At 31.3% G+C, this 17,240-nt stretch carries 12 protein-coding genes and 1 pseudogene; 10 read left to right on the top strand and 3 right to left on the bottom strand.

Annotation, left to right across the window (positions count from 1 at the left end; translation table 11 throughout):
• Positions 1 to 24 precede the first annotated feature (24 nt).
• Both CLLI_RS15185 and CLLI_RS08655 read right to left on the bottom strand, forming a co-directional pair.
• Entirely contained in the window at positions 25 to 339 is a 315-nt protein-coding gene (locus CLLI_RS15185) for a transposase (protein WP_341457001.1), read from the bottom strand.
• A gap of 182 nt (positions 340 to 521) precedes the next feature.
• Positions 522 to 2,810 carry an ATP-dependent Clp protease ATP-binding subunit gene (locus CLLI_RS08655; protein WP_106063815.1) on the bottom strand — a complete coding sequence of 763 codons (2,289 nt, stop codon included), beginning with the start codon at positions 2,808 to 2,810 and terminating at the stop codon, positions 522 to 524.
• Between the two features lie 198 nt (positions 2,811 to 3,008).
• Here CLLI_RS08655 and CLLI_RS08650 point away from each other — a divergent pair, with 198 nt between their 5' ends.
• Positions 3,009 to 4,292: a 2-hydroxycarboxylate transporter family protein gene (locus tag CLLI_RS08650; RefSeq protein WP_242975565.1), complete on the top strand. Its 1,284-nt coding sequence runs from the start codon at positions 3,009 to 3,011 to the stop codon at positions 4,290 to 4,292.
• 50 nt (positions 4,293 to 4,342) lie between these two features.
• Here the strand turns inward: CLLI_RS08650 and CLLI_RS08645 are convergent, their stop codons facing one another.
• The gene (locus CLLI_RS08645) at positions 4,343 to 4,594 is read right to left on the bottom strand and encodes a CPF_0552 family protein (RefSeq protein WP_106063814.1); all 252 of its coding nucleotides are present in this window, start codon (positions 4,592 to 4,594) and stop codon (positions 4,343 to 4,345) included.
• Positions 4,595 to 5,028: 434 nt separating this feature from the next.
• Here CLLI_RS08645 and CLLI_RS08640 point away from each other — a divergent pair.
• The 9 genes and pseudogenes from CLLI_RS08640 to cobU all read left to right on the top strand — a co-directional run.
• Positions 5,029 to 5,256: pseudogene (locus CLLI_RS08640) on the top strand (MerR family transcriptional regulator); the annotation flags it as partial.
• Positions 5,257 to 5,273: 17 nt separating this feature from the next.
• Positions 5,274 to 6,398 (top strand): RNA-guided endonuclease InsQ/TnpB family protein, encoded by a 1,125-nt coding sequence (locus CLLI_RS08635; protein ID WP_106063812.1) that lies wholly within the window; start codon positions 5,274 to 5,276, stop codon positions 6,396 to 6,398.
• 39 nt (positions 6,399 to 6,437) lie between these two features.
• Complete coding sequence (locus CLLI_RS08630; RefSeq protein WP_106063811.1) at positions 6,438 to 7,607, top strand: M20 metallopeptidase family protein; 1,170 nt, start codon at positions 6,438 to 6,440, stop codon at positions 7,605 to 7,607.
• Positions 7,608 to 7,733: 126 nt separating this feature from the next.
• Positions 7,734 to 11,513: a helicase-exonuclease AddAB subunit AddA gene (addA, locus tag CLLI_RS08625; protein WP_106063810.1), complete on the top strand. Its 3,780-nt coding sequence runs from the start codon at positions 7,734 to 7,736 to the stop codon at positions 11,511 to 11,513.
• 133 nt (positions 11,514 to 11,646) lie between these two features.
• Positions 11,647 to 12,594 (top strand): L-lactate dehydrogenase, encoded by a 948-nt coding sequence (locus CLLI_RS08620; RefSeq protein WP_106063809.1) that lies wholly within the window; start codon positions 11,647 to 11,649, stop codon positions 12,592 to 12,594.
• Positions 12,595 to 12,616: 22 nt separating this feature from the next.
• Positions 12,617 to 13,852: a peptidase T gene (pepT, locus tag CLLI_RS08615; RefSeq protein ID WP_106063808.1), complete on the top strand. Its 1,236-nt coding sequence runs from the start codon at positions 12,617 to 12,619 to the stop codon at positions 13,850 to 13,852.
• A 230-nt stretch (positions 13,853 to 14,082) separates the two neighbouring features.
• On the top strand, positions 14,083 to 14,958 hold the full coding sequence (locus tag CLLI_RS08610; protein WP_106063807.1) for a sensor histidine kinase: 876 nt from the start codon (positions 14,083 to 14,085) through the stop codon (positions 14,956 to 14,958).
• Between the two features lie 856 nt (positions 14,959 to 15,814).
• The gene (gene cobC, locus CLLI_RS08605) at positions 15,815 to 16,408 is read left to right on the top strand and encodes an alpha-ribazole phosphatase (protein WP_106063806.1); all 594 of its coding nucleotides are present in this window, start codon (positions 15,815 to 15,817) and stop codon (positions 16,406 to 16,408) included.
• Positions 16,409 to 16,684: 276 nt separating this feature from the next.
• Positions 16,685 to 17,239 (top strand): bifunctional adenosylcobinamide kinase/adenosylcobinamide-phosphate guanylyltransferase, encoded by a 555-nt coding sequence (gene cobU, locus CLLI_RS08600; RefSeq protein WP_106063805.1) that lies wholly within the window; start codon positions 16,685 to 16,687, stop codon positions 17,237 to 17,239.
• Position 17,240: the final 1 nt, after the last annotated feature.

The raw sequence follows: 17,240 nt of genomic DNA, 5'->3' as shown, positions 1-17,240 counted from the left end.
TCTGAACAGGGAGCGAAGTGAAGACTACGAAGAATGATCTGGTACTGGTGAATCTTCTAAAAGGCACATGAAATTTACATCTCTTTTGCAGGATAGCTCCATTGCCCTTGATGAATAATTATGATTCATATAAGAATAAAGTACAATCTTTAGCATCTGACGAGGCGTAGCCTGATTTTCCCTTAACCGGGAATAAGTCAAATATAAATCTGTTAAATCCATCTCCTCTACAAATTGACTTAGCAAACGCACTGAATCATTATTTGGAATCATGTACTCAATATTTAATGGAAGTTTTAATTGATAATTTCCACGATTTGAAGTATAATTTTTATACAAATTAATATATTTTCTCATATGTTAATTTTACTATAAATCTTTCACTCTTTCGAGTGGAAGATTTATTTTTTTATGCAAAAAACTGTCGCACTAATTTTAGTGCGACAGCCTCGAAGTATTTAATTTAAAAACTCGGAGAGTTTTATCCTTAACTGTCAATTGTCCTCTGTCAACTGTCAACTTTAAATATTATGCTCATTAAGAACAATTTTTCCATTTTCAATGGATATTTCTATATTAGAACCTTCTTTTACTTTACCTAAGAAATATTGTTCTGCAATCTCATCTTCAATGTATTTTTGAATAGTTCTTCTTAAAGGTCTAGCACCATATTTTTCGTCATAACCTTCCTTTAATATGAAATCTTTTACCTCTGGAAGTACAGATATACTTATATGCTTTTCTGACAGCTCTTCTTTTACTTCTTTTAGCATTAGATCGATGATTTTATAAAGTTCTTCTTTTTTAAGATTTTTAAATACTATTATTTCATCTATTCTATTTAAAAATTCAGGTTTGAAAAATTCCTTTAAAGCATCTTTTGCGTAAGATTCAAGAGCTGCATAGCTTTCATTTCCAAAACCTATTTTAGAAGCTTTGAAATTAGTTCCTGCATTGGAAGTCATAATTATTACAGTGTTATCAAAATAAACAGTTCTTCCTTGACTATCTGTAAGCCTGCCATCTTCAAGTATTTGTAAAAGCATATTAAATACATCAGGATGGGCTTTTTCAATTTCATCGAAAAGAATTACAGAATAAGGTTTTCTTCTTACCTTTTCTGTTAATTGACCGCCTTCATCATAGCCTACATATCCTGGAGGGGCACCTATAAGTTTGGACACAGTATGCTTTTCCATATATTCAGACATATCAATTCTTATCAAGGCTTCTTCGCTTCCAAAGAGTTCTGAGGCAAGAGCTTTTACCAGTTCTGTCTTACCTACTCCAGTAGAGCCTACAAATATAAAGGAAGAAGGTTTTCTTTTCTTTCTAAATCCAAGTCTATTGCGACGTATTGCTCGGGACAAAGATCTTACTGCTTCGTCTTGACCTATTACTCTTTTATGAAGTCTTTCTTCAAGGTTTAATAGCTGTTCTCCCTCATTTTCTTTTACTTTATGAACAGGTATTTTAGTCCAGGCTTCTATAACAGAAGCTACATCATTTAGGCTAAGTTCTACATTGCTAACTTCTTCATTGAGTTCCTTAATTTTTCCTTGAAGTCTACATTCCTCTGCTTTATATTCTGCTGCTTTTTCGTAATTACCATTATCTGCAGCTTGTAGCGTATTCTTTTGTAGATTCTCTAGATCTTCTTTTAATGCTTTAAGTTCAACAAGTCCCTTATTTTTTAGATTGGCTCTTGAACTTGCTTCGTCAATTATATCGATAGCTTTGTCCGGCAAATATCTATCATTTATATATCTTACGGACAACTTTACTGCTTCCTCTATTACTTCATCAGATATTTTTACTTTATGATAATCTTCATAATATTTTCTTATACCTTTTAGTATTTCTATAGTTTCTTCAGGGGAAGGTTCCTCAACTAATATAGGGAGAAATCTTCTTTCTAGGGCTGAATCCTTTTCTATATATTTTCTATATTCTTCTAAGGTTGTTGTACCAATCACCTGTATCTCACCTTTGGCCAAGGCAGGTTTTAGGATGTTTGCTGCATTTAAAGCTCCTCCTTGGGCTTCTCCTGCACCCATTATATTGTGTATTTCATCAATAACAAGAATTATATTTCCAGATTTCTTTGCCTCATCTATAATAGCTTTCATTCTACCTTCAAATTGACCCCTAAACTGAGTACCTGCTACCACTGAAGTTAAATCTAGAAGATATATTTCCGCATTAAATAATTTTTCTGGAACTTGCTTTTCTGCAATTCTGACTGCCAATCCTTCAGCTATAGCAGTTTTACCTACACCAGGTTCTCCTATAAGCACAGGATTGTTTTTAGTCCTTCTGTTTAGTATTTGAATAACTCTATCTATTTCTCTATTTCTTCCTATAACAGTATCTACTTCATTTCTTTTAGCTTTCTCAGTTAAATTTATTCCATACTTATCTAGATTACTTCTTTTCTTTTTAAATATTGTATTTTTAGTCTTTATATCTGAATTCATATTTTCATTTTTATCAGATTTTTCTTCTTTAGGATTTTGCAAATTGTTTACTGGCGAAATTTTATTCAAATTGCTGAAGAAATTGGCAAAGGATTCATCATTGGCAATTTCATTCATATCTACATTTTCAAGCATATTATTCATTTCATCAGTATAGTTCTCCATATCTTCTGGACTCATGCCTGTAGCTTCCATTAACTGATTAAGAGGAACATTAAGCCCTAATTTCTTAGCACATTCTATACAAACACCCATTATATGGGGTTTACCATTTTCTAATTTTGCTGTAAATATTGAAGCCACATTTTTATTACATATTTCGCATAATTTCATACAACTTCATCTCCATCTGGTTTAAATAATTTTACAAATAGTATATCATAAAACTTCCCAATGGGTTATAAATTTTGTGTAAAGTTAGATTAAAAAAAGGATTAATATGAAATTAATTAAATTTACAATTTTCATAATATTGAAAATATGTTCTGCATATTATTATTATAAAAAATAGTTTGGCTTGGGGGGATAAAATTGGTTAAGGGTAACAGTTATAAAATTATGGGGATGTCAATTCCAATGTTTCTAGTTATTTCAGTTGTAGTATTAGCAACATGTTATTTAGATGTATTGCCCAAGGGGCAAATTGGAGCCCTTGCAGTTATGATGGTAGTTGGAGCAATACTAAATGAAATAGGAGACCATATGCCTATTGTAAAGGACTATTTGGGAGGAGGGCCTATTATTGTAATATTTGTCTCAGCAGCTTTTGTTACTTTTAAAATTTTTCCAAAATCTACAGTAACCATAATATCTAACTTTATGAAAGGAGAAGGTTTTTTAGATTTTTATATTGCAGCTCTTATAACAGGAAGCATTTTAGGAATGAATAGAAATTTATTGGTTAAGGCTGCTGTTAGATACCTTCCAGCTATATTAGGATGTATAGTGGTCTCTCTGGTATTTGTCGGCGTTGCCGGGGGATTAATGGGATATGGAGCTAAACAGGCAATATTTTATATAGGGATACCTATAATTGGTGGTGGTATGGGAGCAGGTGCAGTACCACTTTCAAAAATATTTGGTTCAGGTTTTAATGTGGATCCGGCTAAGATGTTATCAGTTATGGTACCTGCAGTAGCTCTTGGAAATGCACTTTCCATAGTTATGGGAGGATTGCTTGATAAATTGGGAAAAACAAAACCAAGTTTAACAGGTAATGGAAGCCTGATGAGGGACAAATCTCAGGAAATAGTTGAGGAGAAAGCAGAAAAAAATGAAATAGATTTAGGTAAAATGGGGAACGGTCTTTTAATTGCATTGACTTTCTTCTGTGTAGGCTGCATAATTGCTAAGTTTTTGCCTGGTATTCATCAATATGCTTGGATGATATTATCTGTAGCAGCAATAAAAATAATCGGAAAAATGCCAAGGGAATATGAATTGGCAGCAGCTCAGTGGTATCAATTTATAGTAAAAAATTTTACTTCAGCTCTATTAGTAGGAATAGGGGTTGCCTATACAGATCTGAATGAAGTAGCGCAGGCATTTAGTGTTCAATACTTAATTCTTGTAGCTATAACTGTAGTGGGAGCAGCCTTAGGGGCAGCTTTAGTAGGAAAACTAGTAGGATTTTATCCGATAGAATCAGCTATTACAGCAGGATTATGTATGGCTAATATGGGTGGAACTGGAGATGTAGCTGTATTATCTGCTTCAAAAAGAATGGAATTAATGCCATTTGCTCAAATATCTTCTCGTTTAGGGGGGGCTTTTATCTTGATTTTGGCTAGTGCTTTGATTAAGTTGTTTGCATAGATCAGTGAAGGCTGTTGTCAATTATATGTTGGCAGCAGCCTTATACATTACTATATTTCCATTTTATTAACTTTAATATCATCTATCTTCAATAAGTCCTTTTCTAATATTCCTATTTCTTCATTGCTTCCACAAAGTTGGAGTAAAATTGTTCCCTTATGAGAGCAAGAACCATCCGATGTTTCATGAAGCCCTAGTCTAGTTTTTATTATACACCCATGTCTTGTAAGTATATTCTGTACATCTACTGCATGGGTATTTCGTGGGTCAATAACTATGCCCATTATAGTTGTTTTATCCATGTAAACACACCTTCCTTTTAAAATATAGGTTTATTATATACAAATTTGAATATAACATGCATTTGAGCATATGGATTAATTGGAATAAAACTAATGGAAACCACATGAATAGCTGGTTGACATTGCAAAATTTATATGATAACATCTAACTTAAAATCAAAATTTATGGTTATTGGAAACGCACTAATGACTATCACCAAAGAGTCCTACGCTTTCAATCCTGTGTAGTGTCAAATCTATCCTATGTTCAGGAGATATTATACATAAAAAATAAGAATATAAATGTTTGATAGAAAATAAGGACATTTTCTATCAAATATTACAATACATTATTCAAGGGGGGAACAGTTTAACTATAATTACTAAAACCTACTAAAATATATTAGAATATTATTAGCTCTATGCTATCATAATATGTATAAAAAGGTGGTAGCATGAAATATTATACAATTGGTCAATTTTCAAAATTAGTAGGGAAAAATATTCAAACTTTAAGACTGTGGGATAAGGAAGAAAAATTAAAACCACATCATGTAACAGAAGGTGGACATCGTTATTATTCTGAACAACAAATTAATCAAGTTTTGCAAGTGCCATTTGTTAAGAAAAATAGAAAAGTAATAGGATATTGCAGAGTATCAAGTAATAAACAAAAAGATGATTAAGGGGTTGTTAGAGAATGATACTGGCGAAGAAAGTTAGAATTATTCCTAATATAGAGCAGGAGCAAAAATTATGGCAATCTGCTGGTACTGCAAGATTTATTTATAATTGGACACTTGCAAGACAAGAAGAGAACTATAAAAAGGTCGGTAAGTTCATAAAAGATGGAGATTTAAGAAAAGAGTTAACTATTCTAAAGAAATCAGAACTTAACTGGCTTAACGAAGTATCTAATAATGTAGCAAAACAGGCTGTAAAAGATGCTTGTAATGCTTATAAAAATTTTTTTAAAGGTTTAGCTGATAAGCCAAAATTTAAGAGCCGAAGAAAAAGTAAACCATCATTCTACAATGATACATTAAAACTTAAAGTTAAAGAAAATATAATATTAATTGAAAAAGTAGGTTGGATTGAAACAGTGGAACAAATACCTATGAATATTAAATACACTAATCCACGGATAAGCTTTGACGGGAAGTTTTGGTATATATCTGTAGGCATAGAAAAAGAAGAAACTATATCAGAAAATACAGGTATATCAATAGGTGTAGATTTGGGATTGAAAGATTTGGCAATAGTTTCAAATATAGATAAACCATTTAAAAATATCAATAAAACTAAAGAAGTCAAAAGACTAAAAAAGAAATTAAAAAGGAAGCAGAAACAAGCTTCAAGAAAATATGAAAATGGTAAAATTCAAATAGGAAAGGAAGGTGAAAACCGTTATAAATTTACTAAAACTAATAATATTAAAAAACTCGAAAGAGAAATAAAACTTATTCAAAGAAGGCTTTCAAATATACGTTTAAATCATATTCATCAAATAACAACTGCAATAGTGAAAACCAAGCCAAGCAGAATAGTTGTTGAAGATTTAAATGTAAAAGGTATGCTTAAGAATAGGCACTTATCAAAGGCTATACAAGAACGATGTTTCCATAAGTTTACTAGTATTTTAGAATATAAAAGTAAATTTAATGGTATTGAATTTGTAAAAGCAGATAGGTTTTATCCTTCAAGTAAAACTTGTTCTTGTTGTGGAGCAATAAAGAAAGATTTAAAACTTAAAGATAGAGTTTTTACTTGTCCATCATGCAATAGTAGGATTGACAGGGATAAAAATGCATCAATAAATCTTTAAGTATTAGATTTTAGTAGATTTTATGTAACGGATTTACAAATGAAGACTTTAGAGTTAGCAAAGGAATACTATTCATGGATGGTAGATTTACGAAGAGATTTTCACAGACATCCAGAACCATCTTTTAAGGAGTACAGAACTTCTAAAAGAATAAAAGAAGAGTTAGAAAATATGGGGCTTGAAGTAACTACAATAGGAGGAACTGGAGTAGTTGGTCTTCTAAAAGGAGAGAAGGAAGGTAAAGTAGTAGCACTTCGTGCTGATATAGATGCCTTGTCTGTTAATGAGGAAACTGGACTGGAATTTAGTTCTGAGGTACCAGGAATGATGCATGCATGTGGACATGATTTTCATGCTGCTATGCTGTTAGGAGCAGCAAAAATACTTTCTGAAATGAAAAGTGAACTAAATGGAAGTGTGAAATTTATTTTTCAGCCTGCAGAAGAGGTGGCTAAAGGAGCCAAAAAGATGATAGAGGGTGGAGTGCTAGAAAACCCTAAGGTAGATATGATATTTGGTATGCATATTTGGTCAGATATTCCTGTAGGTAAAGTAAGTTTGCAGCCAGGACCAATTATGGCTTCAGGAGATGTATGGAATATCACTATTAAAGGGAAATCATGTCATGGATCATCTCCATGGCAGGGAGTAGATGCAATTACATGTGCTACTGCAGTATTACAGGGACTTCATACTTTAGTAACTGGAATAAATGATGCTAGAAACCCTATTGTAATAAATATAGGGACCATTAATGCAGGAGAAAGATATAATGTAGTTCCTGGAAAAGCTGAAATTACAGGAATGAATAGAGCTTTTACAGATTATTGCAGAAAAGCTATGCCTAAGTGGATGGAAAAAATGATAAAAGGTACTTGTGAAGCTTATGGTTGTGAATATGACTTTAAATATGACTTTATATGCAGTTCTACTACAAATGAAGAAACTTCTGCAATCTTAGCAAAAGAAGCTGTAGGAAAGTTAATTGGACAAGAAAATATTATTAATCTTGGAAAGATTATGGGCTCAGAGGACTTTTCAGAGTATGTAGCAAAGGTGCCAGGGGCTTTAATGCTCCTTGGAGGACGTAATGAGGAAAAGAATTGCTGTTATTCTCATCATTCTAATTTCTTTAATGTAGATGAAGATGCTTTACCTATAGGGGCAAGTAGCTATGCCCAAGTGGCTTTGGATTTTTTAAATAAATAATGAATATAAGAAAGAGGCTGTCGCTAATGTGATAGCCTCTTTCTTAATAATATTCATGTATAATAATTCATATTAAACAGCAGATATGATAAAATGTTTACATATTAAGAATTTGGAGGGGAAGTTATGGCAGATATGAAATGGACAAAAGAACAGGAAGATGCCATATATACAAAGGATTGCAATTTGCTTGTAGCTGCAGCTGCGGGTTCAGGAAAAACTGCAGTATTAGTGCAGAGAATTATAGAGAAGACAATGGATATGGATAATCCTATAGACATAGATAAACTGTTAGTGGTGACATTTACCAACGCGGCGGCATCGGAAATGAAGGAAAGAATAGGGGAAGCTATATCTAAAGAATTAGATAAAAATCCAGACTCAAAAACTTTGCAAAGACAGCTTGTCTTACTAAATAAAGCTAATATTACTACCATTCATTCATTTTGTCTTCAGGTTATACGTAATAACTTTCATATAATAGATATAGATCCTAGCTTTAGAGTTGGAGATAGCACAGAAACAGTATTGTTAAAACAGGAAGCTCTAGAGGAATTATTTGAAGAAAAATATGAGGAGGATAACTGCAAAGAGGAATTTTTGCAACTAGTGGATTCCTATGGAGGAAGGGATGATAGAAAGGTTTTAGATATAGTTGAAAGCTTATATTCCTTTTCGCAGAGTCTTCCCTGGCCAGAAAAATGGCTTTTTGAAGTAGCGGAAAGCTTCAATGTAGGAGAAGATTTTAAATTTGAAGATTCTATTTGGGCTAAAATAATTTTGGAAGATGTGAAAATTGAATTATCAGGATTAAAGACAAAAATGGAAAGAGCTTTAAAAATATTAGAGGAAACTGATGGGTTAGAGCAGTACATTGAGGTTTTTAAGGGGGATTTGCAGGTAGTATCAGGTATTGCAAATAGCTCATCTTGGCAGGAATTAAATAGACAGATTATGGATTTTAATTTTGGAACTCTTCCGAGAAAAAGAGTTGCAGAATCCATTAAAGGAATAAAGGATAAGGCACTAGATATAAGAAAAAAAGTTAAAGAAAAAATTGAAAAGATTAAAGAAGACATATTTGTAGGAAGTGACAATGTAGGAGAAAGGCTAAAGAAGCTATACCCTAGAATGAAGTGTTTATCACAATTAGTTATGGAATTTAACAGCATTTATAAAAATAAAAAAAGAGAGAAAAATATTATAGATTTTAACGATATAGAACACTTTGCTTTGGAAATATTAACGGATTTTAATAGTAAAGGAGAGATAATCCCTTCGGCAATAGCTATAGAATATAGGAAAAAGTTTCAGGAGATTTTGGTAGATGAGTACCAAGACAGTAATTTAGTACAGGAAGTTATATTAAATGCAGTATCAAGACAGCCTAATATTGTTTTAGAAGAGGAAAGACTTAATAGACCTAATATGTTTATGGTTGGAGATGTAAAGCAAAGTATATATAGATTTAGACAGGCAAAGCCAGAACTATTTTTAGAAAAATATAATAGCTATTCGGAAGAAGAAGGGAGTACCAATAGAAAGATAAAGCTTTTTAAGAACTTCAGAAGTAGAAAAGAGATAATAGATGGAGTTAACTTTATTTTTGGACAGATAATGTGCAAAAATATTGGTGAATTGGATTATGATAAGGGAGAAAAATTAAATCCAGGAGCAGAGTTTCCTATTCCAGAAGAACACATAAACTATGCTGGACCTATAGAAATGCATCTTATGGAAAAAAACAATACTGGAAATGGAGATATGAGTTCCTACGAAGAAGATGATAAGGGCATATTTTTCGAAGAACAGGAGCAGCCGGATAATATACAATTAGAAGGGGCTATGGTGGCTAAAATAATAAAAAATCTTATAGAGGGGGAAAAACCTTTTAAAGTAGTAGATAAAAATACTGGCAGCTACAGGAATATCCAATATAGGGATATTGTTATACTTATGAGGGCTACAGCGCAAATGGCACCTATATTTATGGAGGAACTTAATAATAGGGGAATACCAGTTTTTGCAGATACATCATCGGGATATTTTGAAACCACAGAAATTAAAACTATTTTATCTTTGCTTCAAATAATTGATAATCCCAGACAGGATATACCACTCCTTGCTACACTAAGATCTCCTATATTTTCTTTTACCCCAGAGGAAATTATAGATATAAGACTTGTAAATAGAGAAACAAGTATATATGAAGGATTAAAGAAAATAGACAGAGAAGATCTTTGCACAGAGGAAGAAACAAATTATATTAAAACTTTAAATGGAGGTCTTATAAAAAAAGTTAAGGATTTTCTAAATAAACTGGAACAATGGAGAGAAAAATCTCTTCATATGAATATAGATGGATTCATATGGCATCTTTATACGGATACTGGATACTATGGTTTTGTTGGGGCTATGCCAGGGGGAGTTCAAAGGCAGGCTAATTTAAGAGTACTGTTTGAAAGGGCAAAGCAGTATGAAAATACCAGCTACAGAGGATTATTTAATTTTATAAGCTTTATAAATAAGTTAAAGAACAGCAGCGGTGATATGGGAAGTGCAAAGATACTTGGAGAAAATGAAGATGTAGTAAGAATCATGAGCATACATAAAAGTAAAGGATTAGAATTTCCAGTGGTTATTGTGGCAGCCACAGGAAAAAACTTTAATATGCAGGATATGAGAAAAAGCATATTATACCACCAACAACTAGGTTTAGGTCCTGACTATGTGGATTTGGAGAAAAGAATAAGTTATCCTACTATTATAAAACAGGTAATTAAAAGGAAAATAAAGCTGGAAACACTGTCCGAAGAAATGAGAATACTTTATGTAGCATTCACTAGAGCAAAGGAAAAACTTATTATTACAGGTATGGTGAATAATCTAGATGATTCAATAGATAAGTGGTGCCATATTGGCATGGAAGAAGGGGACAAAATACCAGAATATGCTTTGATGGAAGGAAAAAATTATTTAGATTGGATAGTTCCAGCCATATCAAGGCATAGACAAGGATTGGATTTAAGAAAGAGAGCTGGAATAATTAATCCTTGTGAGAAAATAATATTAGATGAATCAAAATGGAAGATAAAGTTGTGGAATAAGAATGAACTAATAGAAGGAAATAAGGTGGAAAAGGAAGAAATAGATATATTAAAGGAATTAGAAAGTTTACAGTTTACCTCACATGAGAGCAAATATAAAGATGAATTGGAGAAAAGGCTTAATTGGAAGTATAAATATATAGAATCATGTAGTATACCTGCAAAATTTTCTGTATCTGAATTAAAAAGAAGATTTTCACCTGTAGATAACGAAAATTCACAGCCTATTATATCTGCTTCTTTACTAAAGAAGCCTTTATTCTTAGAAAATGAAAAAAGATTTACTTCTGCTGAAAGGGGTATATTGATGCATCTAGTAATGCAGCATGTGGATATGGATAAGACCTCTAGCATAGAAGAAATAAATAGTCAAATAAACTATATGGTAGTAAATGAATTTTTAACAGAGGAGCAGGCAAAGGTTATAAAAGTAAATAAAATACTTAATTTCTTTAAAAGTTCTTTAGGAGAAAGAGTAAAGAAGTCCATCTTAGTAAAAAGAGAAACTCCTTTTTATATAGAAATGAAGAGCACAGATATATATAAGGATTTGCAGGAACATATATATGGTGATGAGAAAGTACTTCTCCAAGGAGTAATAGACCTTTATTTTGAAGAAGAGGATGGCTTAGTACTAGTAGATTATAAAACGGACTATGTAGAGAATATTGAAGATATAAAGAAAAAATATTCTATTCAATTAGAATACTATAGTGAAGCTTTAGAAAGAATAACGGGGAAAAAGGTTAAGGAAAGGTATTTGTATCTTTTCCACATTGATAATTTCCTTCAAATATAATATTTACCATGATTATGGGAACAATATGTATATATTTATGACAATGTAAAATTCAATAAAAGTTACTTGATAATAGTTATCATTTAACATATAATATAACAAGAAGGAATTAGTGGATAAGGTGGTAATAGATATGAATAGAAAAGGAATTAAGATATCCATAATTGGTGCAGGCTTTGTTGGCTCTACCACAGCATACGCACTTATGATGGAAGGATTGGCTTCAGAAATAGTTATTGTTGATATAAATAGAGAAAAGGCAGAGGGAGAAGCTATGGATTTGTCTCATGGTGTTTCATTTGTAAAGCCTGTAAATATAATAGCTGGGGATTACAAGGATACTAAAGATTCAGATATGGTTATAATAACTGCAGGAGCAGGACCAAAGCCAGGAGAAACAAGACTTGATTTAATAAATAAAAATTTTGCTATATTTAAAGGTATTGTACCAGAGGTAGTTAAATATAGTCCTAATTCTGTACTGCTAGTAGTATCAAATCCTGTAGACATACTAACATATGTAACCTATAAGTTATCTGGATTTCCATCAGAAAGAGTTATCGGTTCAGGAACAGTCTTGGATACTTCAAGATTTAGATATCTTTTAAGCGATCATTTTAAGATAGATGTAAGAAATGTACACACATATATTTTAGGAGAGCATGGTGATTCTGAAATAGCAGCTTGGAGTCTAACAAATATAGCTGGTATTAGTGTTGAAGATTACTGCACCGATATCTGCAAATCCTGCGATGGTGATTTCAAAAGAAGGCTTCCCGAGGAAGTAAAGAATGCTGCATATGAGGTATTAAACAGAAAGGGATATACTTCTTATGCTGTAGCTTTGGCAGTGAGAAGAATTGTAGAGGCTATTATTAGAGATGAGGATTCCATACTTACAGTGTCTTCCTTACTAAAGGGACAGTTTGGAATAGATGACATATACATGGGAATACCTACTGTAGTAGGTGAAGGCGGTGTAAAGAGAATACTAGAAGTAAATTTGAACCCTATGGAAGAGAAAGAACTAAAAGAATCAGCTAAGGTACTTAAAGAAAACTTAAATAAAATTCAATTCTAAAAAGATTGTAAGGAGTGATTATATGTCAGAGGTTATAGAAAGATTTTTAAAATATGTAAGCTTTAATACTAAATCAGATGAACTTACAAATACAACACCAAGTACTCCTGGTCAGATGTTTTTTGCAAAGGAACTTGGTAAAGAGTTAGAGGAAATAGGACTAATAAATGTTTCAGTAGATGAAAATGGATATGTTATGGGGGAACTTCCTTCAAATATAGATAAAAAGCTTCCAGTAATAGGTTTTATTGCTCATATGGATACAAGCCCAGATATGAGTGGAGAAAAGGTGAAACCTAAATTTATAGAAAATTATAATGGCGAAGATATAATATTAAATAAAGAAGATAATATAGTGCTTTCACCTAAAGATTTTCCAGAGCTTAAAGACTACATAGGCAAAACTTTAATAACTGCAGATGGCACTACCCTTTTAGGAGCAGACGATAAAGCAGGCGTAGCAGAAATTGTAACTTCCATGAAATATTTAGTGGATAACCCTCATATAAAACATGGAAAGATATGTGTAGCATTTACTCCAGATGAGGAGATTGGCGCTGGAGCAGATCATTTTAATGTGGAGAAATTTGCGGCTGATTTTGCTTATACTATTGATGGAGGAGCTATTGGAGAACTAGAATTTGAAAATTTTAATGCTGCAGGAGCTAAAATATGCATAAAGGGAAGAAATGTTCATCCAGGTTATGCTAAAGATAAAATGATAAATTCAATGACAATAGCTAGAGAACTAATGAATGGCATTCCAGAAGATGAAGTACCAGAAAGAACTGAAGGTCATGAAGGATTTTATCATTTAATATCTATAAATGGTGAAGTGGAAGAGACAAAGTTACAGTATATAATAAGGGATTTTTATAAAGATAGTTTCCAAAAAAGAAAAGAATATTTACAAAATATAGTGGATGATTTAAATAAAAAACATGGGAAAGATACAATTGCCTTAGAACTTAAGGATCAATACTTTAATATGAAAGAAAAAGTGGAGCCTGTAAAATATATAGTAGATATTGCTTACAAGGCCATGGAGGAAGCAGGTGTTACACCTAAGATAAGTCCAATAAGAGGTGGAACAGACGGAGCAAGACTTTCCTTTGAAGGACTTCCAACTCCAAATATATTTACTGGGGGACATAATTTTCATGGTAAATATGAGTATATACCAACCTTTGCTATGGAGAAGGCTGTAGAAGTTATAGTAAAAATAGTAGATTTAAGCACAAATATATATAAAAAATAGTTATATAAATGTAAAAGACTGCATAGATTATTAATGAATATGCAGTCTTTTTTTATTAGTATTATTATTAGTAATATATTGTTGTAATTTGTTGAAATATAAATATTGTAATGTTAAAATTATACTATAATAGTAATTATGACACAATATTTGACAATTGCAGCGTTTTGTCATGGGAATTTTTAATTATAAATTAAAAATACAAGATGAAATATGGGGGATGAGAGGAAATGAGGGATAAAAGATCATTAAATAACACGGAAATCAATGAAGCTTACAAAAATCTTTTGAATATAAAAGATGAAGATTGTAAGGGAAAAACTGATGAAGAATTATTACAAATTAAAGGATTATTGGATAAAGCTAAGGAGTATGACAAAGTTAAGACAGAGTTTTTTGCCAATGTATCTCATGAGTTAAGAGCACCGCTAAATGTCATGCTAAGCAGCCTTCAGTTAATTCAACTGTATATTGATAATGGCTCTATAGTAGATAAAGGCGGCGTAGGACTTAGTAAAAGAATTGAAGTGCTTAAGCAAAATTCATTAAAATTATTAAAACTTATAAGTAATTTAATAGATATTACTAAAATAGATACAGGATTCTATGAAGCAGATTTAAAAAATTGTAATATAGTTAGTTTAGTAGAAGAAACAACTTTATCTGTAGCAGAGTATATGGAGAGTAAGGGAATAAATTTGATATTTGATACTGATGTTGAGGAAAAAACCATGGCATGTGATCCAGAAAAAATAGATAGAATTATGTTAAATTTGTTATCCAATGCTGCTAAATTCACTCCAAGTGGAGGAAGAGTAGATGTGAGGCTGTTCGATCATGGAAATGAGCTGATTATTTCTGTAAAAGATACAGGTATAGGTATACCTAAGGAAAAGCAAAAGTTTATTTTTGAAAGGTTTAGGCAAGCAAACAGAGATTTTAACAAAAATTGTGAAGGCAGTGGAATAGGATTATCCCTTGTAAAGTCATTAGTTGAAATGCATAAAGGAAGTATTAAGGTTATAAGTGAATATGGTAAGGGGAGCGAATTTATAATTTCTCTACCTGTTAGAATAATAAATGAAGAAGACACTAAAAAAAATTAACATTTTATTAATAATAGTAAATGTTTTCAAGTTTGCAAGCTCATAAAAAAGAGCTTGCATTTCTATTTTAAAGTGATATACTTTGTTGTATGGTAAATATAAGTTTACAAAATTTACAAGGAGGTGTATAGCATTGAAGGAAGATAAAATGTTTAAATTAACTCAAGAGGTTATAGAAGAGTGCTTAGAAGAAAGCATGGAAAAACCAGAAGTTAAAAGTAGCAATCCAACTAATAAGAAGATAGCCTAGAGCTAAGCTTCTAAATAATTGTAGATAGGAGATGAGGAACAACATTGGAGCGAAACTCCTGTGTTTGTAGTTTATGGCAGAATCAAATTCGTCTATACAATTAAATAAATAAAATCCCTAGCTTTTGTTTAAACCTTAGCTAGGGATTTTATTTTTTTGTAATGTTATAGGGAAAATTCGTATATTAAAAAGGGAAAACCTAAAATTGGTTTCCCCAGAATTTCTTTATAAGTTAGTAAGATTAGCGACAAGAGCAGAAGCAATTAAATATCAATCTTAAAATCCAAAATAAGAATAGAATAAATATTATCCACAGTATGGAAAATATTATACAGCAACACATATATATCACCTCCTACTAAGTATAAAGCCATTTTAAATATTGTTATGATTTATAGGAAGCAGGTGTTAATACATTATATGAAGAAAGAAGAAAACTGTTAAGTTTATGAATGTATTTTATTTATATAAATTTTTATTAGATGAGTATTTGCAAATATAGCTATTAAGTGATATATTTTTAATAGTTTTACAATGTATTAATACTTAGGATAGAGATATTAAAAGCATTTTAACTAGGAGGATTTCTTAGGAGGAAAACAATAAATGAATATTTATTTATTGAGGCATGGCGAAACGGAGAGCAATAGTAAAAAAGTTTACTACGGTAAATTAGATGTAGAATTAAATCAAAAGGGAAAAGCTCAAAGTGAAGCTGCAGGAAGTAAATTAAAAGAGATAAAATTTAATAAGGTATATACTAGTACAATGAAAAGAGCTGTACAAACAGCACAAATTGCTGTTAAGAATAAAGAATGTGAATTTATAAAAGATAAAAGAATAAATGAAATGAATTTAGGTGTATTTGAAGGCAAAAACTATGAAGAAAATCAAAGGGATTACCCTGAAGAATGGAAAAGGTGGACAGAGGATTGGAAAAGTTATGCTCCACCTAAAGGAGAAAGTTACATAGAATTTTATAATAAAATAAAGGGCTTTATTGAAGATATAATAAAGCAGAATGATGAAGACATATTGATAGTAACTCATGGAGGAGTTATAAAGAGTATTTATGCATATATTCTAGGAGAAAATCTAGATTTATTTTGGAAGTTTGGTACAAAAAATGGAGATTTAACTTTAATAAAATATGAGTATGGAAATTTTTATATTGATTCTATAGTTCACTGCGAAGAATAAAGAGCAAATAATAAATAATAAAGAATAGATAATGCAAATTTAGTATTTGTGAAATATATATGTGATAGTGGACAATTGACAATTGACAGTGAAGGAAGCTTTTCTTTTCAGAAAAGCATTTAATTAAATTTAACTTACCTTATAATATTCTTTATTTATTATTTGAAAAAGTTTTAGAATTAAAAATTTTTCGTAATGTTAATGAAGAAAAATTATCCATAACTGTCCACTGTCAATTGTCCACTGTCAACTATTAAGTAGGTTTGGAGGTTAAAAATGAGTTCAGGAAAGATAATACTTGTTACAGGTGGAGCCAGAAGTGGGAAAAGCTCTTTTGCAGAAAAGCTTCTAAAGGACAAGGATAATGTGCTATATATTGCTACTTCCATAATAACAGATGAGGAGATGGAAGATAGGGTAAAGAAACATAGAGAGAAAAGAAATCCTAAATGGGAAACCTATGAAGGATATATGAATTTAGATAAAGCCTTAGAAAATAGCAAAAGTAAATATGTACTTTTAGATTGTATTACTATTATGACTACAAATATAATGTTTAGTGAAGAAAGAGATTTTGATACCATTTCTATGGATGAAGTGGATAAAATAACTGTTAAAATAAAAGAAGAAGTTAGGAAGTTCATTTTAAAGGGAAGAGAATTAGATAAAACTATAGTAATGGTAACCAATGAAGTTGGCTTAGGTCTAGTACCTTCCTATAGACTTGGAAGAATCTTTAGAGATATAGCAGGTTTTGTAAATCAATATATAGGAAGTCTTTCTGATGAAATATATCTGGTATGTTGCGGACAACCATTAAAAATTAAGTAGG

Source organism: Clostridium liquoris (genome assembly GCF_002995785.1).
GTDB lineage: Bacteria > Bacillota > Clostridia > Clostridiales > Clostridiaceae > Clostridium_AO > Clostridium_AO liquoris.
Note: the sequence above shows the minus strand (reverse complement) of the source record. Positions and strands in the feature narration are given on the sequence as shown.